At 62.4% G+C, this 16543-nt stretch carries 17 protein-coding genes; all 17 read right to left on the minus strand.

The window, feature by feature from the left end:
* A partial coding sequence (locus AC07S4_RS05160; protein ID WP_494985619.1) for an autotransporter outer membrane beta-barrel domain-containing protein occupies positions 1-1856 on the minus strand: 1856 nt, incomplete at its 3' end.
* Positions 1853-2902, minus strand: a complete 1050-nt coding sequence (locus AC07S4_RS05165; protein WP_494985620.1) for a hypothetical protein — start codon at positions 2900-2902, stop codon at positions 1853-1855. The genes AC07S4_RS05160 and AC07S4_RS05165, both read right to left, overlap by 4 nt.
* A complete protein-coding gene (locus AC07S4_RS05170) occupies positions 2902-7737 on the minus strand; it encodes a hypothetical protein (protein WP_494985621.1) in 4836 nt (1611 codons plus the stop codon). The genes AC07S4_RS05165 and AC07S4_RS05170 overlap by 1 nt, the downstream gene beginning before the upstream one ends.
* Positions 7738-7776: 39 nt before the next feature.
* Entirely contained in the window at positions 7777-8070 is a 294-nt protein-coding gene (locus AC07S4_RS05175) for a hypothetical protein (protein ID WP_494985622.1), read from the minus strand.
* Positions 8071-8216: 146 nt separating this feature from the next.
* Positions 8217-8642 (minus strand): hypothetical protein, encoded by a 426-nt coding sequence (locus AC07S4_RS05180; RefSeq protein ID WP_494985623.1) that lies wholly within the window; start codon positions 8640-8642, stop codon positions 8217-8219.
* Positions 8643-8772: 130 nt separating this feature from the next.
* Positions 8773-9234 (minus strand): hypothetical protein, encoded by a 462-nt coding sequence (locus tag AC07S4_RS05185; protein ID WP_494985624.1) that lies wholly within the window; start codon positions 9232-9234, stop codon positions 8773-8775.
* 75 nt (positions 9235-9309) lie between these two features.
* A complete protein-coding gene (gp17, locus tag AC07S4_RS05190) occupies positions 9310-9702 on the minus strand; it encodes a tail completion protein gp17 (RefSeq protein ID WP_494985625.1) in 393 nt (130 codons plus the stop codon).
* Complete coding sequence (locus tag AC07S4_RS05195; RefSeq protein ID WP_494985626.1) at positions 9699-10253, minus strand: hypothetical protein; 555 nt, start codon at positions 10251-10253, stop codon at positions 9699-9701. The genes gp17 and AC07S4_RS05195 overlap by 4 nt, the downstream gene beginning before the upstream one ends.
* Before the next feature lie 2 nt (positions 10254-10255).
* Positions 10256-10819 (minus strand): HK97-gp10 family putative phage morphogenesis protein, encoded by a 564-nt coding sequence (locus AC07S4_RS05200; RefSeq protein WP_494985627.1) that lies wholly within the window; start codon positions 10817-10819, stop codon positions 10256-10258.
* Positions 10816-11154, minus strand: coding sequence for a phage head completion protein (locus AC07S4_RS05205; protein WP_494986441.1), 339 nt, complete (start codon positions 11152-11154; stop codon positions 10816-10818). Before AC07S4_RS05205 ends, AC07S4_RS05200 begins: the two co-directional genes overlap by 4 nt.
* A gap of 4 nt (positions 11155-11158) precedes the next feature.
* Positions 11159-11698: a head-tail connector protein gene (locus AC07S4_RS05210; RefSeq protein WP_494985628.1), complete on the minus strand. Its 540-nt coding sequence runs from the start codon at positions 11696-11698 to the stop codon at positions 11159-11161.
* A 1-nt stretch (position 11699) separates the two neighbouring features.
* A complete protein-coding gene (locus AC07S4_RS05215; RefSeq protein ID WP_494985629.1) occupies positions 11700-12011 on the minus strand; it encodes a hypothetical protein in 312 nt (103 codons plus the stop codon).
* A gap of 10 nt (positions 12012-12021) precedes the next feature.
* Positions 12022-14139: a sialate O-acetylesterase gene (locus AC07S4_RS05220; RefSeq protein ID WP_494985630.1), complete on the minus strand. Its 2118-nt coding sequence runs from the start codon at positions 14137-14139 to the stop codon at positions 12022-12024.
* A 1-nt stretch (position 14140) separates the two neighbouring features.
* Positions 14141-14506, minus strand: coding sequence for a hypothetical protein (locus tag AC07S4_RS05225; protein WP_494985631.1), 366 nt, complete (start codon positions 14504-14506; stop codon positions 14141-14143).
* A gap of 11 nt (positions 14507-14517) precedes the next feature.
* Complete coding sequence (locus tag AC07S4_RS05230) at positions 14518-14751, minus strand: hypothetical protein (RefSeq protein ID WP_494985632.1); 234 nt, start codon at positions 14749-14751, stop codon at positions 14518-14520.
* Positions 14752-14760: 9 nt separating this feature from the next.
* On the minus strand, positions 14761-15183 hold the full coding sequence (locus AC07S4_RS05235) for a hypothetical protein (protein ID WP_494985633.1): 423 nt from the start codon (positions 15181-15183) through the stop codon (positions 14761-14763).
* A gap of 62 nt (positions 15184-15245) precedes the next feature.
* Entirely contained in the window at positions 15246-16499 is a 1254-nt protein-coding gene (locus tag AC07S4_RS05240) for a phage major capsid protein (RefSeq protein ID WP_494985634.1), read from the minus strand.
* Positions 16500-16543 lie beyond the last annotated feature (44 nt).

Raw genomic sequence — 16543 nt, forward strand, 5'->3', positions numbered from 1 at the left:
CCGTAGAACCGGATCGGCGCCATATCCACGCCCAACCCTGCGCCAGAAATCGCACCGTTGCCTGGGAGCGTTTGGCACGCCGCAGTGGCACCGGTGAGTAAATCGATGGTCGCCTTGTAGGCGCCGTATTGCCCATTGAACAAGAACACGCCATTGTTGCCAGAGGACAGCGCTGGAACGGCCGTCACTCCTTGGGAATGTATCGAAGTGAAACTCGTGTTCGTCGCCGGCTTGGTCAAAGTCCCGGAAGTGTCGAGGAATATCAGCACCGACAGGTTGCTAGTGCCATAGGGGATGGCCACCGCCATCCGGCTGCCGTTCACGTAGTAGGCTAGACCAGCCAGTGCTGACAATCCGCCCCCGCCGCTCAGAATATCCGTCACCGCGCTGAGGCTTGGTGCCGCAGCCGCGCATGTCACCAAGACGGCGTTTAGTGTCGTGCCGGCGGCTTCGAAGATGATGAGCCATCGCGCGCCCCACGGAATGAACCGCACGATGCTGCCGGCGAAAGTCGCGTTTGTGACAGAAGTACCGTCCGTCAACGTCGTGCCCGCGCTGAGTGTGAATCCCTTAACCGTCAGCGCATTGCCAGCAGGGCTCGCGCCCACAGCAAAGAATGTGGCCGCCGAGGTTGCTGCCAAGCGAATAACGCCGGCTCCGTAGCCGGGCACGACGGATTCATCACCCACAACCGGCGTGGTACCCGACACAGTGATCGCCCGGACTCCGGAGTAGCTGCTCGAAACCCCGGCATAGGCAACGATGTACGACGCCCCGACTGCAGTAATGACAGGTGCCACGGTCTGACTGCCCGAGATTGAATTCGTAGACGTCGCCGTGGCTGGCGTGTTCACGTTGATGCCCGTGCCCGAAGTGCTCAGCACCACCGCAGCAAAGGTCGTGCCGGTGACGGCAGCGATGAGCACGCTGCCGCCGCTGAGCAGCTGCCCAACAGCGCCGTCGATGGTGGCCCGGACGAGTGCCGGCGTGCCCCACAACAAAGTGCTGCTGTCGTAGATCACGGCGTACAAACTGGCGTTCACGCCGATAGTGCGGTTCAGGAACATGGTCCGGTTGGCGTCCATCGGGATGACCTGCGTGCGGTCGCGCGTTGCGAACCCCGCCACGGCGCTGCTGTTCCCGACGTACTGCGCCGTGATGCCAAGCTGCGCCGCCCCCTCCAGCGTCCAGACCCCGGCCGCCACGGCGTTGTCGGCCAGGCCGATGGTGACAGTCGTCATCGCCGGAATGAACCCGATCAGCGTGCCGGCCGAGTTCAGGATCTTCCGGCCGAATGTCGAGCGCTCAGCCACGGTGAACAGCAGCGCGCACTTCAGGCACGTCGTCGCATCCGGCAGCGTCACGCTCTGACCGAACGTCGTCGCGGTCAGCGATTGCGCGCCCGCGCTGCTGGAAGTCAGCGTGACGTTGCCGCTGGCGGCCGAGCCCCCGAGGCCGATAGGGCTGAGCTGAATATTCCAGTTCACGCCGTCCAGCGCGGGGTCTGTGGTACCGGCGCCGGCACCGTTGCGGCGATATGGCATGCGACTGATCGGCGACCAGACCACGACACCATCGGCATACGCCGTGCCGGATACCCACTTAGTGGAGTTGGACGCGGCCTGGGAGGCGAAGGCAGCCGAGGCGGAGTCCTGAGCGGAAGCGGCCGCCGCGAGCGCATCCGCTTCAACCTCACCTGCCAAGACGTTCGCCTGACCCGCCCAGGTATTCAGCTGCGCCGGCAGCGCCCGCTGAGCAAGCACCGAGGCTGCAGCCTTTTCGCTAAAAACAGTTGGCCCATCGACCGCAGGATCGGGCGCGGCCGGAAGCTCATCAATGATTTGCGTGATTGTCATGTAAGCCCTTTAAATTCAATAGATGCCAGCTTTCCCGAGTCAGAAACCGGGATGGACCACTGGCCCAGGAAGCCGTAGTCGAAGGTCAATTCATATGCCGATGAGCCGATGATCCCGATCTCAACGTCGGTGCATTGGCGCAGGAGGCGATATGCCTGACTCTCAAATCCCTCTGGGATCTGCACCTGGTAGTTCGCCTTCTTTGCATTGGCCCGCTTCACCATCTTGATCACGCCCAGCTTTTCGGTGGTTGTCGAGTAGCTGAGCACGCCGGCATCCAGCCCCCACTGCGTCCGACCGACGATGCGCGCCTTTGACGCGAGCATCAGCCCAAGCGCTGCTTGGCCACCAATCGGCTGAATGGCCACCGTTATCGGACTGGTCGGGTATGGCGGCAGATCGTCGAAGACCACATCAGAGACTTGCGAGGGAAGCTCGTAATACCAGTCGTACCAGTTCAAAACGTCATGCCGCGTAAGGCTCTGTGTCTTGCTGTAGCCACTGTCGGCCTGGCTCACCGTGATGGAAACTCCCTCTGCATTCAGAAACATCAATGTGTTCACCACTTGCCCCGGCGTGAAGGTGTAGCTGAGCGGACCCGGCGCCACAGCCTGCGTCTGCACCGTCTTGTCGAAAGCCGCCCACCTGTTAGTATTCCCAACGGGCAACCAATAAGAGGTATCGGTCAGCGCATGGCCGACGTTTCCAGCAATCTGAGACTCGTATAGCAAATGATCGTCGCCACTGATGCTGGTGACGATATCGCCCAAGGCGTAGGTCGTGCCGCCGGCATAGGCGCCGTAGACCGTGCCGAGCAACTTCCACCACAGGGGCGAAGATGCGGGCACGTGGTTCAGGTTGCCGGCCTGGAGCGACTCGTAGACCAACTGGCCGTTGTGTGTGCCAGCGACGCCGGCCACGACGGCGGCTGCGTAGGTCGTCCCGCTGGACCAAACAGCAGCGGTCGTCTCCGGCACGCTGCTGCTCGCGAGCATGGCGCTGGTCATGTAGACCGGCTGCAGAATAAGGAAATCAGCCGCCGCCATCAGGCCTCCTCTTTCGTGCGCATAGCATCGCCGCCTTCCGTCACGACCTCGAGCAAGTCGGCCTGCCGCGTGGTACTGCGCGCCGTGCGCTCGGTAGGCTCCTCCAGACGCTCGACTGCCCGGCGCAGCTCGCGAAGCTCGGCCAGCAGTTCAGCCTGAGATGTGCCCCCTACGTCATCGGGAGCCGTGAACGGGTTGTTGTAGGCTGCCGGTGTGATCTTCTCGCCCTCGTGGATCAGCGCCAGGCCGGTTCGGGGAACATAATTAGTGCCCACGTCGTAGCTCGGCACGGAGAGCCCGTATTTGCCGGACAGGCCCAGCCCGGTTTCCTGCAAGCTGGCCAGGGTGCGCGCCTGGATGCGCTGCAGGTCCAGAAGGCTCGGCGCCACCTGTTCGGCGATATCGAGCAGCGCTTTCGATAGCGCCGGCAGCGACTTGGCCGCATCCTGATCGTTAGCGCGTGCCTGCGCCGTAGCGATAGCAAACGCCGACTCGGCGCCAGCAAGGGACTGTTGGCCGCCGGTGGATACCAGGTTGCGAATGCGCGCCACTTCATCAAAGATCGAATCGGTAGCCGACTGCCAGGCGTCCTTCAGCGCTTTCGCCGCCTGCGCCGAAGCCTGCGCGGCCTGAGCTTGGGCCGAAGCCCATGCTTGCGCAGCAGCCGACGCAGCTTGGTCGGCTGCCATCTTGTCCTGCAGGTCGAAGTACGCCTGCTTCGCGGCACGGTTCGCGGGGTCCAGCGCCGCCAGTTCCAGTGCACGCAGGCCGGCCGTGTCGCCCTTGAGCTGCAGCACATCACGCTGAATGCCGGCACCCTCGGACGCAATGGCCGCTGCCTTCTGCGCCGCAGCTTGGATCTCGTTCGCCGCTTTCGCTGCGGCGCTGGCCAGATCCTGCTGCGCGTCGATCTGCTGCTGCAGCGGGACCAGCGTGGAATCCATCGCCGCAATTTCGAGCCGGCGCGCGCGCTCCAGTTGCTCGGCCTCGGTGTGCGTCAGGTTGTAGAGCTTGGTCTCGAGCGCGGCACGCTGGTCAGCAAGGGCCTGCTGCTCGGCCACCTGCTTCTGCGCGGCCTGGGCGTTGGCCGCCGCCGCGTCTTCGTTCAGCTTTGCCAGCGCCGCGCCTTGGGCCGCGCGCGCGGTGGTGGCGTCGGCCACGGCCTTGTCCTCGGCCTTGAGCGCGTTCAGGTAGTCGTAGCGCGCCACCGTGGTGGCGTCCATGTCCTGGATCTCCAGCGCGCGCAGCGCGGCCTCACCTTGGCGCGCGGCCAAGAGCTTAGCGATCTGTGCGTCGAAACTGGCGTTCGTGGCGGCAAGCGCATCCGCGCTAGCCTTGGCCTTGTTGGCCGCGGCTTCCGCGTCGGCAGCGGCCTGCGCCGTCGCCTTGTCCTGGGTTTGGAGCGCGTGCAGGTAGTCGTAGAGCGAGACGGTCGTGGCGTCGAGGCCCTTGATCTCCAGCGCGCGCACCGCCGCCTCGCCTTGGCGCGCTGCGATAATTTGGTCGATCTGGTCCTGGTAGCCCTTATTTGTCGCGGCCAGCGCGTCGGCGGCGGCTTTGGCAGCGGCCTCCTGAGCGGCGGCTTGCGCGTCACTGGCGGCTTTCGCTTCGGCGGCCGCATCGGCCACGGCTTTGAACGCCGGCGCCAGCGCCAGCAGGCCGGCGTAAGTCGCGGCGCCCTGTTCGGTGGCCAGCTGGCCGCCGGTCTGCAAGCCCAGAACGGCCTTTTTGAAATCCTCGGTGGTCCGCAGGCCGGCATAGCCCAGCTCGGCCAAGCGCTTCGTCACCTGATCCTGGATCGGCGCCAGCTGCTCGGCGGCTGTCAGGAAATTTTGGTTGAAGTACGCCGCCTGATTGGTGAATATCTCGATGCTGCCGGTCAGGTTGATCAGTCGCTCGCGCGCTGTCAACGAGGCCACACCCACCAGGCCGAAGGCCTTTTCGCTGTTCGTACCCATCGCCGCGAAAATACCGTCTAGGCTGAAATACTGCTGCGCCAGGCGCTCGAAAGTCTGCGTGGTGGTCTCGCCCGCCTTGCTGAAATAATCCAGGCCCGGCACCACCTCCTGGACGATCTGCGTCGTCAGATCGGTGAAGTATTGCGCCATGGCCTTCTGATTCGCTGCATCGTCCTTGCCCAGCGCTACGGTGATGGCGTCAGTGCGCGCGCGGATCGCGTCACCGTTTTCGCCAAGCATTTCGGCGTACCCCGCCGTGGCGCTGATGACGTCCGCATAGGCGGCCGACAGCGCCTTGCTGGTGGCGTCGTCGACCGGGCGTGGCGTAGTGCCGGATTTGTCGGAGCGCAACCAGCCGCCCTTCTGCGTCCAGGTATCGATGTTCTGGCCGGAGAAGCCTTCCGTGCCCAGCGTACCCTGCAAGCTGGTACCGGTCACTGTTTTCGCACCCATGCCAAAGGCGCGATTGACCAGGCCACCGATGGCACCACCCAGCGCGGATCCCAATGGGCCCCAGATCGCCCCTAGTGCGGTACCAACCATCACCGCCCCGTTACCGGAATTTCCAGCGACCGAATAGCCGTTGGAAATGAGCTTACCTGCGCCCAGACCGGCACCAATCCCGCCCGCCCAAATGCCCGCATTGCCGATGGCCAGCGCATTGGAACTTAGAGCATTGCCGATGCTGCCGCCCATCCACTCGCCCAGCGCGGCTACATTGCTCGTGATCGTGGCGCCAAGCTGGTTGAGCCCGCCGGTCAGCGTCTCAGCAATGCCGTTCGTGATGGCCGTGTAGCCAGATTTTGCCGTGGACAGCAAGTTCGCAATACTGCCGACACCGCTCGCCACATCGCCGGCGCCGCCGACGACCTGAGCCGCGGTCGCGGCACCGCTACCGGTGACACCCAGCAGGCTTGCCACCATCTTGACGACGAACGGCTGCGCGAACATCTTGTAAATCTGATCCGCGACGCTGGTTTTGAATGTGGTGGTTAGCGACTTGGTGAACGAGCTCCAGCCAGCCTTGCCGTTGTTCAGCATGTCGGCGAAGCCCTTGCTGAAGATATCGTTGTATTTGTCAACTGACTTCTGCTGCTCCGCCAGCATCTCGTCCGACATCTTTTTATCGGCGTCTCGCCGCGTCTCCAAATCATCGAGCGTCGATACCGCAGCGCTGTTGCGCTTCTTCACCTCGATCAGCCGCTCCAGCTCGGCGATCTCGCTGGCCATTAGGCCGAGCGTCGCTTTCTGTGCGAGCTGATTCTCCAGGCGCGCCAGCTCTTCGGCCTCGATGGCCTTCTTGCTCATGCCAAACGTCGCCACCAGCGCCTCATTGGCGTCAGCCTCCTTGACCGCCGCCCGGTATGCCTCGTCCTGCGCATCAGTGCGCGCCTTCATCTGCGTCGTGTACGCCTTGCTGTAGGCGATATACCGCTCCTGGGCCGACGCGGAATCAAGCATTTGCCGAATTTCGAGAACATGCGCCTCGGACAGCACCACCTTGCCTTCGGCCAGCTCCTGATCAAATTTGATCCGCGCCTTTTGCATCTCGGTAAGCTGCTTGCCGCCGTCGATTTCCACCTGGTAGCCGGCAATTTTCTCCTTGAGCGCGACTGCCACGCCCAAGTATGCAGCAGCCTCTTTGTTGGCCGCCGCCTCACGAGCAGCAGCCTCCTTCTGAGCGGCTTTGTCGTTTTCCGGATTGGCATCGAAATTCAGCGCCGCCTTCGTCTCCTTTGCCGCTGCGCCAACGCCCTGCAATGCCTTCAGGCTCTCGCGCATCTTGGAGCCGAAGGTCTGCTCGCCGAAGATGTCGCCGACATCGGACATGAAGTTTTTGCCGATGTTGGCAGTGGCGGATACGGTCGATTTGACCTCATTCCAAGCATCCGACCAGTCCCCCTTCGCGAACTTCATCATTGCCGACGACATGCCGCTGACCATGTTTATCGAGGCGGAAAGCTGCGCGCCGATGCCCTTCCCCACCGCCTCGGCGACACGGCCAGCGATCTGGAGCGCATCCATCAGGTAGGTCAGGCCAGTTACAGCCATGCGCGCCCACCTGGTGATGGAGCCATCGGCCGCCAGCTTGCTGATCATTTCCTTGAAGCCGCCGGCGCCGCCAGTCACTTCGATAAACGCCTGGCTGGCCTCGTACAGGGCCGGCAGCATACCCATGGAAATATCCTTCTTCCACGCCTCGCCGGCCTTCTTGATCTTGGTCAGGTTGTCGCTGAAGTCGTCCGCCATGGCGGCCTGCGCAGCTTTCGAGGCCATCTGCTGCTCGCTCAACTTTGCCGTGACAGCATCGGACTCATCCGCCAGGTCCTTCAGGAAGGGCAGCATCTTCGCGCCCTCCTTGCCGTACAGGCTCATCGCGACGGCGGACTTGCCTGCACCATCCTGGAATTTGTCCAACGCCTTCGCCACCTCCAGCATCTGGCGGTCCGGCGCAAGGCCCTTCAGGGTGTTGAAGTCCAGCCCGAGCGCCTTGATGGCCTGACCGGTGCCCTTACTCTCCTCGTTCGCGACGGCCATGTTCTTGGCCATCTTGTTCATGGAGCCGGTAATGTCTTGGATCGTCGTGTCCGAGGTCGCCGCAACGGATCGCAACGCCATCAATCCGGCCACGGACGCCCCCGTCTGGATCGACATATCGTGCAGACCAGCAGTCGCCTCGATAGACCCCTTGATCATCCCAGCAAAGGCAGAAACCGAGGCGATTCCAATGAATGAGACAAAAGCCGCCTTCGCATAGCCGACATACTTGTCGATGTTGGCCATAGTGCTGCTGACCACCTGGCGCGCTTGATCCATGTCGCGCTGCAGCCGCGCAATGTCGGCCCGTAGCCGGATTTCCATGTCGCCAATGATCATCGCAAGCCCTCAAAAAAAAGCCGCCCGGAGGCGGCGGTGCTACAGATTTGCGAGCGCACGCAAGGCATCGCGTGCATCGCCAGTGGCCAGGACTCGGCCCAGGTCACTCTCTTCCCAAGGCGGCGGACAGTCCCGCTTTTTTGCCCGGTGGGACTCGCTCAGATACTCAATGGAAAGGCGCCGCAGCGTCGTCACACTCCACTCGGTGAGGCAGATCCCGGTGTTACGCTGGAAGGCCGCCAGCTCGGTGTGGCTCAGGGGGTATTTGCCTTCTGTTGGCCCCACTTCCCACAGCCACTCGATAAGATGCTCGCCGCATTCGAGCGGCGGCATTGGCGGGTCGAAATCCTTACCGTGGCGATCCTGGAGTACCTCAAGCCTGGATTTGGCCGGCGCGCCATCGTCTTTCTGCGCGCCAGGCGCAGACTTCGGCGGGTCCGGCACCGCGCCCAGCCAGGCCCTATACCGGACGTACAGGATTAAGCTGTCGCGGAGCTCGCGGTAAAATTTGCGGTATCACCGATCAGACGGTCCAACTGCTCTGGAATGAAGCACAGCCCCAGGTCTTCATAAACGTTCATGAACAGGGCCTTACCCGTCAGGGTGCCCACTTCAACGTTCTCGAGTTCAACCGTGCAGCGGGCCAGGAACTCGGCGCGTTCCTTGATTTGCTCTTCGGCCGTTTGGCCGGATTTTTTCTTCTTGAAGCGTTCCATATTGAGGTTGCTCTGCTCCGCCCGAGCAGCTGCGTAAAAAGTCGTGCCGGGGCCATACATATGGGCCCGCATAGGCTTTGATTTATCGGGCTTGCCATCTGGGCCATCCGCATACATCAGCTGGTCCGCGCCGTCCTTCAGGTGGTGGATGGTAGTTGGTTGCAGTGCAAATTTTTTCAGGTTCGACATAGCTTTTTTCCTTTTCGCGGATAGAAATTGCCCGTGCCGGCCGCTGCGCCCGCGAAAGGCGACAGCGACCGGTCGGTGCTGGGAGTGGCTTGCGCCAGAGGTGATACCCGACAATCAGCCGGGCGAAGTGTTACGGCGCGGCGACAACGACGGGCGCCTTGCAGATGCCCATGTTGGCGGTGCGCCGCATGGTGTCGCCTTCCTTCGAGCTATTCATCTGCCAGCCGGCGACGATCACGTCCATGTAATGGACTTCGCCGTCGGTATAGGTGATTTTCAGGCTGTAGTGATTTGCCGATGCCTCGGCAGCCTTCAGCAGGATCTGGCCCGCGTCCGTGGGCAGATCGGCCACGACCATGTCGCCGTCGCCGTAATCCGGAGCACCCTTCGTCTTCTCGACGGCACCTTTGATCGGGCTGAATTTGTTGATGTTGCGCTTCGAGCCGTAGGGCATGAAGCTCTCCACCTTGTCGATGACGGTGTACGTCATCGCCGTGGCGCCGTAGCCGGCAGCGTCATAAGTGGCAGGGAGCGATGCCGAAATCGCATATACGGCGTCGGTAAAAGTAGCGCTGGAGCTGTGTCCGGCCATGATCTTTCCTTTCTATTGGGTGGAACGAAAATAGCCACCCAAAAGGTGGCGGTTAAAAACTCGAGGAACGGTCCGCTACTCTGTGAACGCGACCATGAAATCTTGAATCTGCATATAGATCCCGGCGGTGTCATCGCTCAGGTCCGGGCCGTCGGCCAGACGCAGAATGCTGTCGACGTTCACGCCAGCGACCACACCGGGCCGACGCGGCACTGCCGCACGGACTTGCTGGATGATTTCCGCCTGCTCAGAATAGTCGCTGGCGACCACCTCAACCTGCACGCGAGCACGGCAGAACGTGCTCTGCTTGGAGACCTCCGGCGCCCAAACTGCGGAAATATGACGGATCGAAACGGCTGGCCGCATACCTTCGGGGATGGTGCCGGCCATGATATTTGTGGCAGGCACCAGCGCAAGAAGGCCCGCATGGGCGGCCAGCAGGTGCCTTACGACGATCACGTCATTCACACGGACACCCTGCGCTTGTCACTTTGAGGCGTGTCCGATACTTCCTCGGCAGGGGCTGGCGCGCGGTACCGTTCAACCACAACCCCGCGACCCCTCATTTCCTCAACGAGGTTAGCCAGGCCCTGGACGGTGCCTGGTGCATTCAAATGTTTTTCGTAGTACTCGCTGTCGATACCCAGCAGCAGGATCTTGGCGGCGCCGGCCTGGGCCGCCACGCGAATCGCGGCCAGCAGATTGGCGCGGATGTGCAACGTGGTCTCCGGTGCAATCTGCACTTCTTCATGAGGGAAAGGAACGAAGCACGCATCGACGGTATCCGATTCGAAGCCCACAATGCGCAGGCCCGGGAAACCATCCGCAGCTTCCGACCAGTTCGCGTCGATGGAAACCATCATGTCGGCCCAGGGCGCCTTTGCTGCAGCCTGGTTTACCGCGATGGCGTGCACAGGCCGCGCCAGCGTGGATAGCTCGGCATCCAGGCACGGTGCATTGCCAAGTACCGCGACGGTTTCGCCGAGCCACACTGGCTCGATATTGAGGCGAGTTGTCATTTTTAGTCCATTTCAGGTGCGGGAGTATTGATGCCCTCGGCAGTCAGCCGTTTGCGGATCTGCTCTGCCACCGCTTCCAGCGCAGCAGCAGACTTCGAATCCAGCGCGGGGCGCATGAATGGTTTCGGAGTGGCGCCCGGGTGCACGATGGCATTGCCAACGAAATGCGTACCGATGATCAGGGAACCGCGCCCCGCCATCTTGTTCAAGGTCTTGATGCTGTAGGCCTTGGCGCCCTTTCTCGTATTGCGCCATGGCCGCTCGCCTTCCGTTACCTTGATCCAGTGCCGGGCCGTACCGAATTCAACGAAACGCCAATACCACGCCTCCTTGCTGCCGGCCTTGACGCTTACGACAACAGAACCGCTCTTTACGCGGGTGGTCACGCGAACGCTTTTTTGGAGCGCGCCCATATGCACCGGCACGTTAGCCTTGGCCTCTGCCTTAATGACGTTCGCCCCTGCGCGCAAGGCCGACCGCATAATGTTTGTCTCGACCTTTGTTGAAAGGCTTTGAAGAAACGCATCGAGTTCGCGGCCGCCGGCAATATTCAGGTCGTCGCTCATGAGTATCCTTCCAGCATGTATTCAACATGGACGCGATCATCGAGCAGCGCAGGGCCTGCAATGATCTGCATCACCTGGCCGCTGCGACTATGCAGAACCACACGCATCGCGGACGAGATTGCGCTGTTCTTGTGGATTCGCAGCCGTGCCTGTTTCGCGGCCACGCGCGCCACGCCCGACGTAGACTCAGCCCGGCTAGGTAAGACGTCCTGCACGTTGGCCCAGATCCGGGAAGCGACTGGCTCCCAGGCGTCCAGTGGCCGCCCTGTCACCGGGTCAGCACCAACCCGGCGCTCGACGGTGACCTTTTCGTCCTTTTTAAACGGCGCCACCATCACGCTATATCCTGTACCGATCGAGCATGCGCACCAGATGCGGCGACTCGCTCGCCCCGGATGAGGCATACAGTTCCTGCAAGCGAGCAAGGATGTAGCCTTTGATGCCGGCCGGAGTAGTGGATTCGTCCGGACCATATCCGCACACCACATCGATACTCACGGCATTGACCTCCTTTAGAGTGGCCGGCCAGGCTGTTCCGCGCGCTGGCAGCAGGTAGCCAGGTTCGTTGATAGCATCCAGTTGGTAACCACTTGGGTCCAGTGTGCGCAGCTGTCCCTCCAAGTCCAGATATTTAACAGCAACGACCCGAACCACTGGGGGCTTCGGTAGACGCACGGAGACCGGAAAACTGTCCAGTGTCACGCGCCATGTCTGCTTGATAATTGCGCGGCCAGTAAGGTGCTCCACCTCGTCGGTGATAGTGCGCACACGAATTGCAATTTCGCAATCAAGATCTGCGCCATCAATACGCGCAGCCGTGCGGGCATCGTTCATGGACACTGGCAATTCTTCTGGCGGCTTTATAAGACGATCAACCATGCTATTTGTCCCTTCGCTTAAACCAAATCGTCTTGTCGAAGCGCTCGCCGTTAGCGCAGGTAACGCGGAAGGTGCAGAAGTTCTGCGGGTCGTCGTCGGAGATGTCCAGGCCGCCTAGTTTCACAATGGCGACCCCCTCTTGCATGTATGCCGGGACAAGCACCTCGACGCCGGCGACGATGGTTTCCACCGACACCGCTACGGTTCCAGCGTCGGCCAGCGTGGCCGAGACGTCGCCGTTGTAGAAGAATTTGTCGTCCGGATCCTTCTCGATGGTCCAGCGGCCGTTCTTCAGGGTTGGGGTGGTGGTCATGGCTGCCTTTCTATACTTCGAACACCACGGTGCGCGACGGAGCCAGGTGCTGCCCGCCGATTCGCACAGCGCAGGACACGGTTTCCGCGTCCTCGATGATCGTCACCTCGACCGTCTCCGACTCGCTGGCGACTTCGATAGACATGCTGATCGTCTCGGCCGATTCAGTGATGCCGATGGATACCGGGGCTCCCTCGACAGCGGTAACGCCAGTGCCGTACTCGAGCGGCAGCGCCAGGCCGGAATTGTCTTTCAGCACACCCGTGATCGAGGGTGCGATGCCGTAGAGGTAGCCGATTTTCGGCAGTGCCACCGGCGCCGACGCCAATTGCAGGTCGACCGCACTGGCGTTCACGCGCACCGCTGAATTCACGGCAATGACAGCATCGCTCGCGCCCGGGTCGGTGACGCGCCAGCCTCCGATACCGGTGCTCGGCGTGAAGTCGCTCCCGTTGTGGTGCATCAGCGCCACGCGGAATGTCGTCGCAGTCAGTTTCAGCGCCGACTGCAAGGATGGACCGCGGTACTGGCTACCAGTCCCAGACCCGCTTTGCATAGCACGCGCGCAGCGATCACCAGCAGCCGCATACCCAGCCGCCGTGTGATGAATGTTGTCGCCGGCCAGCGGCAAGTCGATGCGGTCCACGCGGTAGATGTTAGGGTCCGCAGCCTTCTGTACTTGCGCCAGCCGGATAGCCTGCGCCTGCGCATCGGTTGCATAGCCCGGGATCAGCACGCGCCCCATGGTCATCATGACAATAGGCAGACTCGGCTTGCCTAGGTCGGCGCGAATCGCCGAGAACAGCAGGCCCAGGTCAGCGTAGAACGTGGCTTGCGACACGCCGCCGTTTGCGTCGTTCTCCCCTGCCGCGCTGACCACCCCTTCAACAGTTCCATCCAGCCCAGCGATGGTGTCGCGGAAGTAGGCGTAGTTCGCACTGCTGGCCGTTGGCAACCAAGGGTCGAACACGCTCGGGTCCAGGCCGGAGCCCGATTTAGCCGTATCGAGCCAGCCGCAGGCCCAGCCCAGCGCGGCCACCATGCTGTTCAGGAAGATGATGGCGCCATCCATCGTGGCTGGGTTTGGCGCCTGCCAAGTGCCGACACGGCCGTACACAGCAGTGCTGTTGTGCGGCGTGAGCGTGCTGCTGCCCACGTAGCAGAAATTTGCCACGTTGGATTGGTTCACCGAAGCGAACAGCGAGCCAACGACTACCTTGCCCGACGTGAATACTGTGCCGGGGTTGGCGCTGTCTCGAACTTGCACGTTGCGCCAGGCCAGCGAGGTACTGTCGCCGGGGAAAGTGAAGGAGGCGACCCCACCGGCAGGAGTCGCGACCTTGGTTGACCAGTCGAAACCGGCGATAGGAGTATTTGTCCCATCGGCTACCAGACGCGCCTCGATGGTTTCCGGCGCCCCGGTATAGGCTAAGGAGACCTTGATCGTGCCGACACCGCCAGTGTGCTGGTGAATGGTCTTATTCAGCGGTGCGGTGAACGTGAAGGTGGGTGCGGCCGCAGCCGCGTCGATCGCGCTCACGTCGTTGAAGTGGAGGCCGGCGCCGCCGCCCGTCGCGCCGCCCAGGTAGACACCGAATTTGCCGGGGGTGTTCAGGCGCGTGGCATCCGTGTCCGCAAAGGACAGCGCCGGCGTGCCAGAGCCATCGATGAAGACTTCCAGCAGCACGCTGGCCCCGGTGCCGGTGGCCTTGACCTTCACGCTGTGCGTGCCGTTCGAAATCGGCGAGGAAGTGCTGGCAATCGGCGATGCCGAGAGGACCGAGGAAATAACACGATACAGCGCCAGCGTGCCGTCATTGGCCCAGAAGACGATATAGCAGGAGTTCGTTGTCACGCTGCCGCGAATTGCTGGCCCTATGGCGCACGGCGAATTGTCGAATCGCTGGATGCTGGCCGTGATGCTCTCGCCGTCGGTGGTGGCGGCCCCCGAAGAAAGATAGATGCAGTTGCCGGCATCGAGGGCCAATAGACGGTTGTCATAAATCGCGGGCTTGCTCGTGCCTGCCAAGCCTGCCAACGCCGTCCAGGACGCCCCCAACTCACCAAGGTGGACATCCACACGAACCAGGTTCGCATCGGTGAAAGAGTCGGTTACGCGAGTAGCCATTTTAGCTCGGCTCGGTGCAAGTCCAGCTGATGACGGCCACGGCCGCGCCATTAACGGCCGTGGTGGTCGAAACAATCACTTCGGCGCCGCTGGTGCCCGCAGTGTACCGCTCGATCAGTGTGGTGCCGTCCGATTTGTACAAACTGGCGCGGGCCACGGTGCCGTCGGCAGAAAACGTATTAGCGGCAGGCAAAGTTGGCGAGCGCACGCCGTTGGCAGCTGCAGGAGCATTCGGGGTGGCGCAGGTGAAGGCGGCCAGCGCGGCACCACCCGAACTTTCCAGCACAAGCTTGGCGGCGCCACCAATGAAGGTCGTGCGCGCATCCGCGATGGCAGTGCGATAAGCGCTGCTCTTGTTTGTTGGCATTTGGTCTTCTCCTATGGGGCGTCGCCCCAGTGCGCGCGGCCGGCGAACACCGGCGGCGGGCAGGCCTTGAAGGCCGTGTTGTTCGGTTTGTAGCTGATGATGCGGATCCGGCCGCGCCGCACCTCCGCGTACAGGAAGTGCGGCGTCCAGCCCAGCCGCGAGCGGCGCGCCAGCAGGTAGCACTGCTCTGCCCGCCCGCGCCGGCGCCAGTACAGCGCCAGGGCGAAGAACAGGCAGTTGGTCATAACCAGCAATTACGCTGGCGGGTTTGCCGTCGGCACCGAGGCGGGATGGCCCAGTACCGCCACGGCGGCCAGCAGGCCGGCCGATGCGTTGCTGGCCGGGGTGATGGTCAGGCGCACATAGCGTTTGGCACCCACGTAGCCGATCTTGCGCACCTTGTCGTCGTCGCTGAAGATGAAGCTGGCCAGCGCCTCGGTGCCCAGCAGCTCGGCGTCAGCTACCGCTACGGCATCGGACAGGTTGGCGGCGTCGCCATCCTCGACCAGGACCGTGAAGGTGGCGTCGGCGTCGGCCAGCGAGCCGGTCAGGATGACGAACTCCAGGGCGTCGAAGCCCTGGCGGTCGATGATTTGGGACACTTGGGCAGTATTATCGGCAACCGACACCGGGCTGATCGCGCGGCGCAGGTCGATGTTGTTGTGCAGATCACGCATCGGATTTCCTTTCGAATGGATTTCCGCGCGCCGAGGCTTGGCGCGCGGCTGTTGCCTGGCGCTTAGGCCGCGATTTTCAGCAGCTTCACGGCCTCGAAGTTCTGGATGCCACCGCCCACACGCTTGGTGGTGTAGAACAGCACGTTGGGCTTGCTGGTGAACGGATCGCGCAGCACGCGGATGCCGATGCGATCGACGATCAGGTAGGCGCGCTTGTAGTCGCCGAAGGCCATGGCGAACGCATTGGCAGCCACGTCCGGCATGTTGTCATCGGTTTCGGCGCGGTAGCCCAGCAGGGTCGGAGGCACATCAGCGGTCAAGGATGGCTGCCAGATATAGTTGCCTTCCAGATCCTTGAATTTTCGGACCTTGCTCACGGTCAGGTCGTTCAGCAGGAAGGCGGCGTTCTGGCGGTAGCCGCGCTTCAGCGAATAGATCAGGTCGATGATCTGGTCCGTCGGATTGGTCGCGGCAAAGTCGGCTGCCGCGCCGGACTTGATGAACCCGACCTTGCCCCACGCGTATTGTGCGTTCGCGACGGTGTCGTAGCCCAGCAGGCCGCGTGGCTTGGCCACACCGTTACCCAGAATGAAGGCCTCGCCTTCCTGCTCAGCAAACTCGATGGAGACTTCGTCGGCCAGCCAGGTTTCGATATTCATCGAACCGTCGTCCAGCATGGTCTGGGTAGCCGCAGGCTGGGCGTACAGCTCCATGACCGGGAAGTCCAGGCCAACCAGGCGCGGCGTGCCAGTTTCACCGCGCGCGCCCGCTTCGCCCACCCAGCCGCTGCTGGCGCCGCCCTGGTTGATCATCTTTTTGTAGCTCGCCGCGCCGATCTGGCGCACGGTGGCCAGCGAGCGCATGGCCGACATGGTACCCAGGACACGGTCAATGCCGGCTTCCATTTCCGCCGGCACGACGAAGCCGCCGTCCGGGTCGGATTGGGTGGTCAGGCGCGCCTGCACTTCCAGATCGCGCAGGCCGGCCTCGACGCCGCGGCGGAAGAAGGCGTCGAACGCAGTGGAGTGCGCCGCAATGGCCGGGTCTACAGCGTTGCCGCCGCCCATCTGGAACGCAGCGGCCTGCACCGCCAGCTCGGCCATCTGGTTTTGCAGCGTCGACACAGCAGCATTGATGGTCTCGACCTTCGAGGCCTGCAGGGGATCATTGACCCCCTTGCGGATTTCCGCCAGCTGGCGGTCGTTCTCCGCCTTGAAGTCGTGCCACGCCTGCTGCAGTTGGCCCAGCACTGCCTTGGCGTCGGACGAATCGGCACGCACGCTTTGAATGCCGCGAACGATTTGGTTTTTTTTCATGGGAGTCCCTTTCGGTATTCGTAAAAAAACCCGCACGCGGCGGG

It is taken from the genome of Pseudoduganella sp. GW821-FHT05F09, from assembly GCF_059419605.1.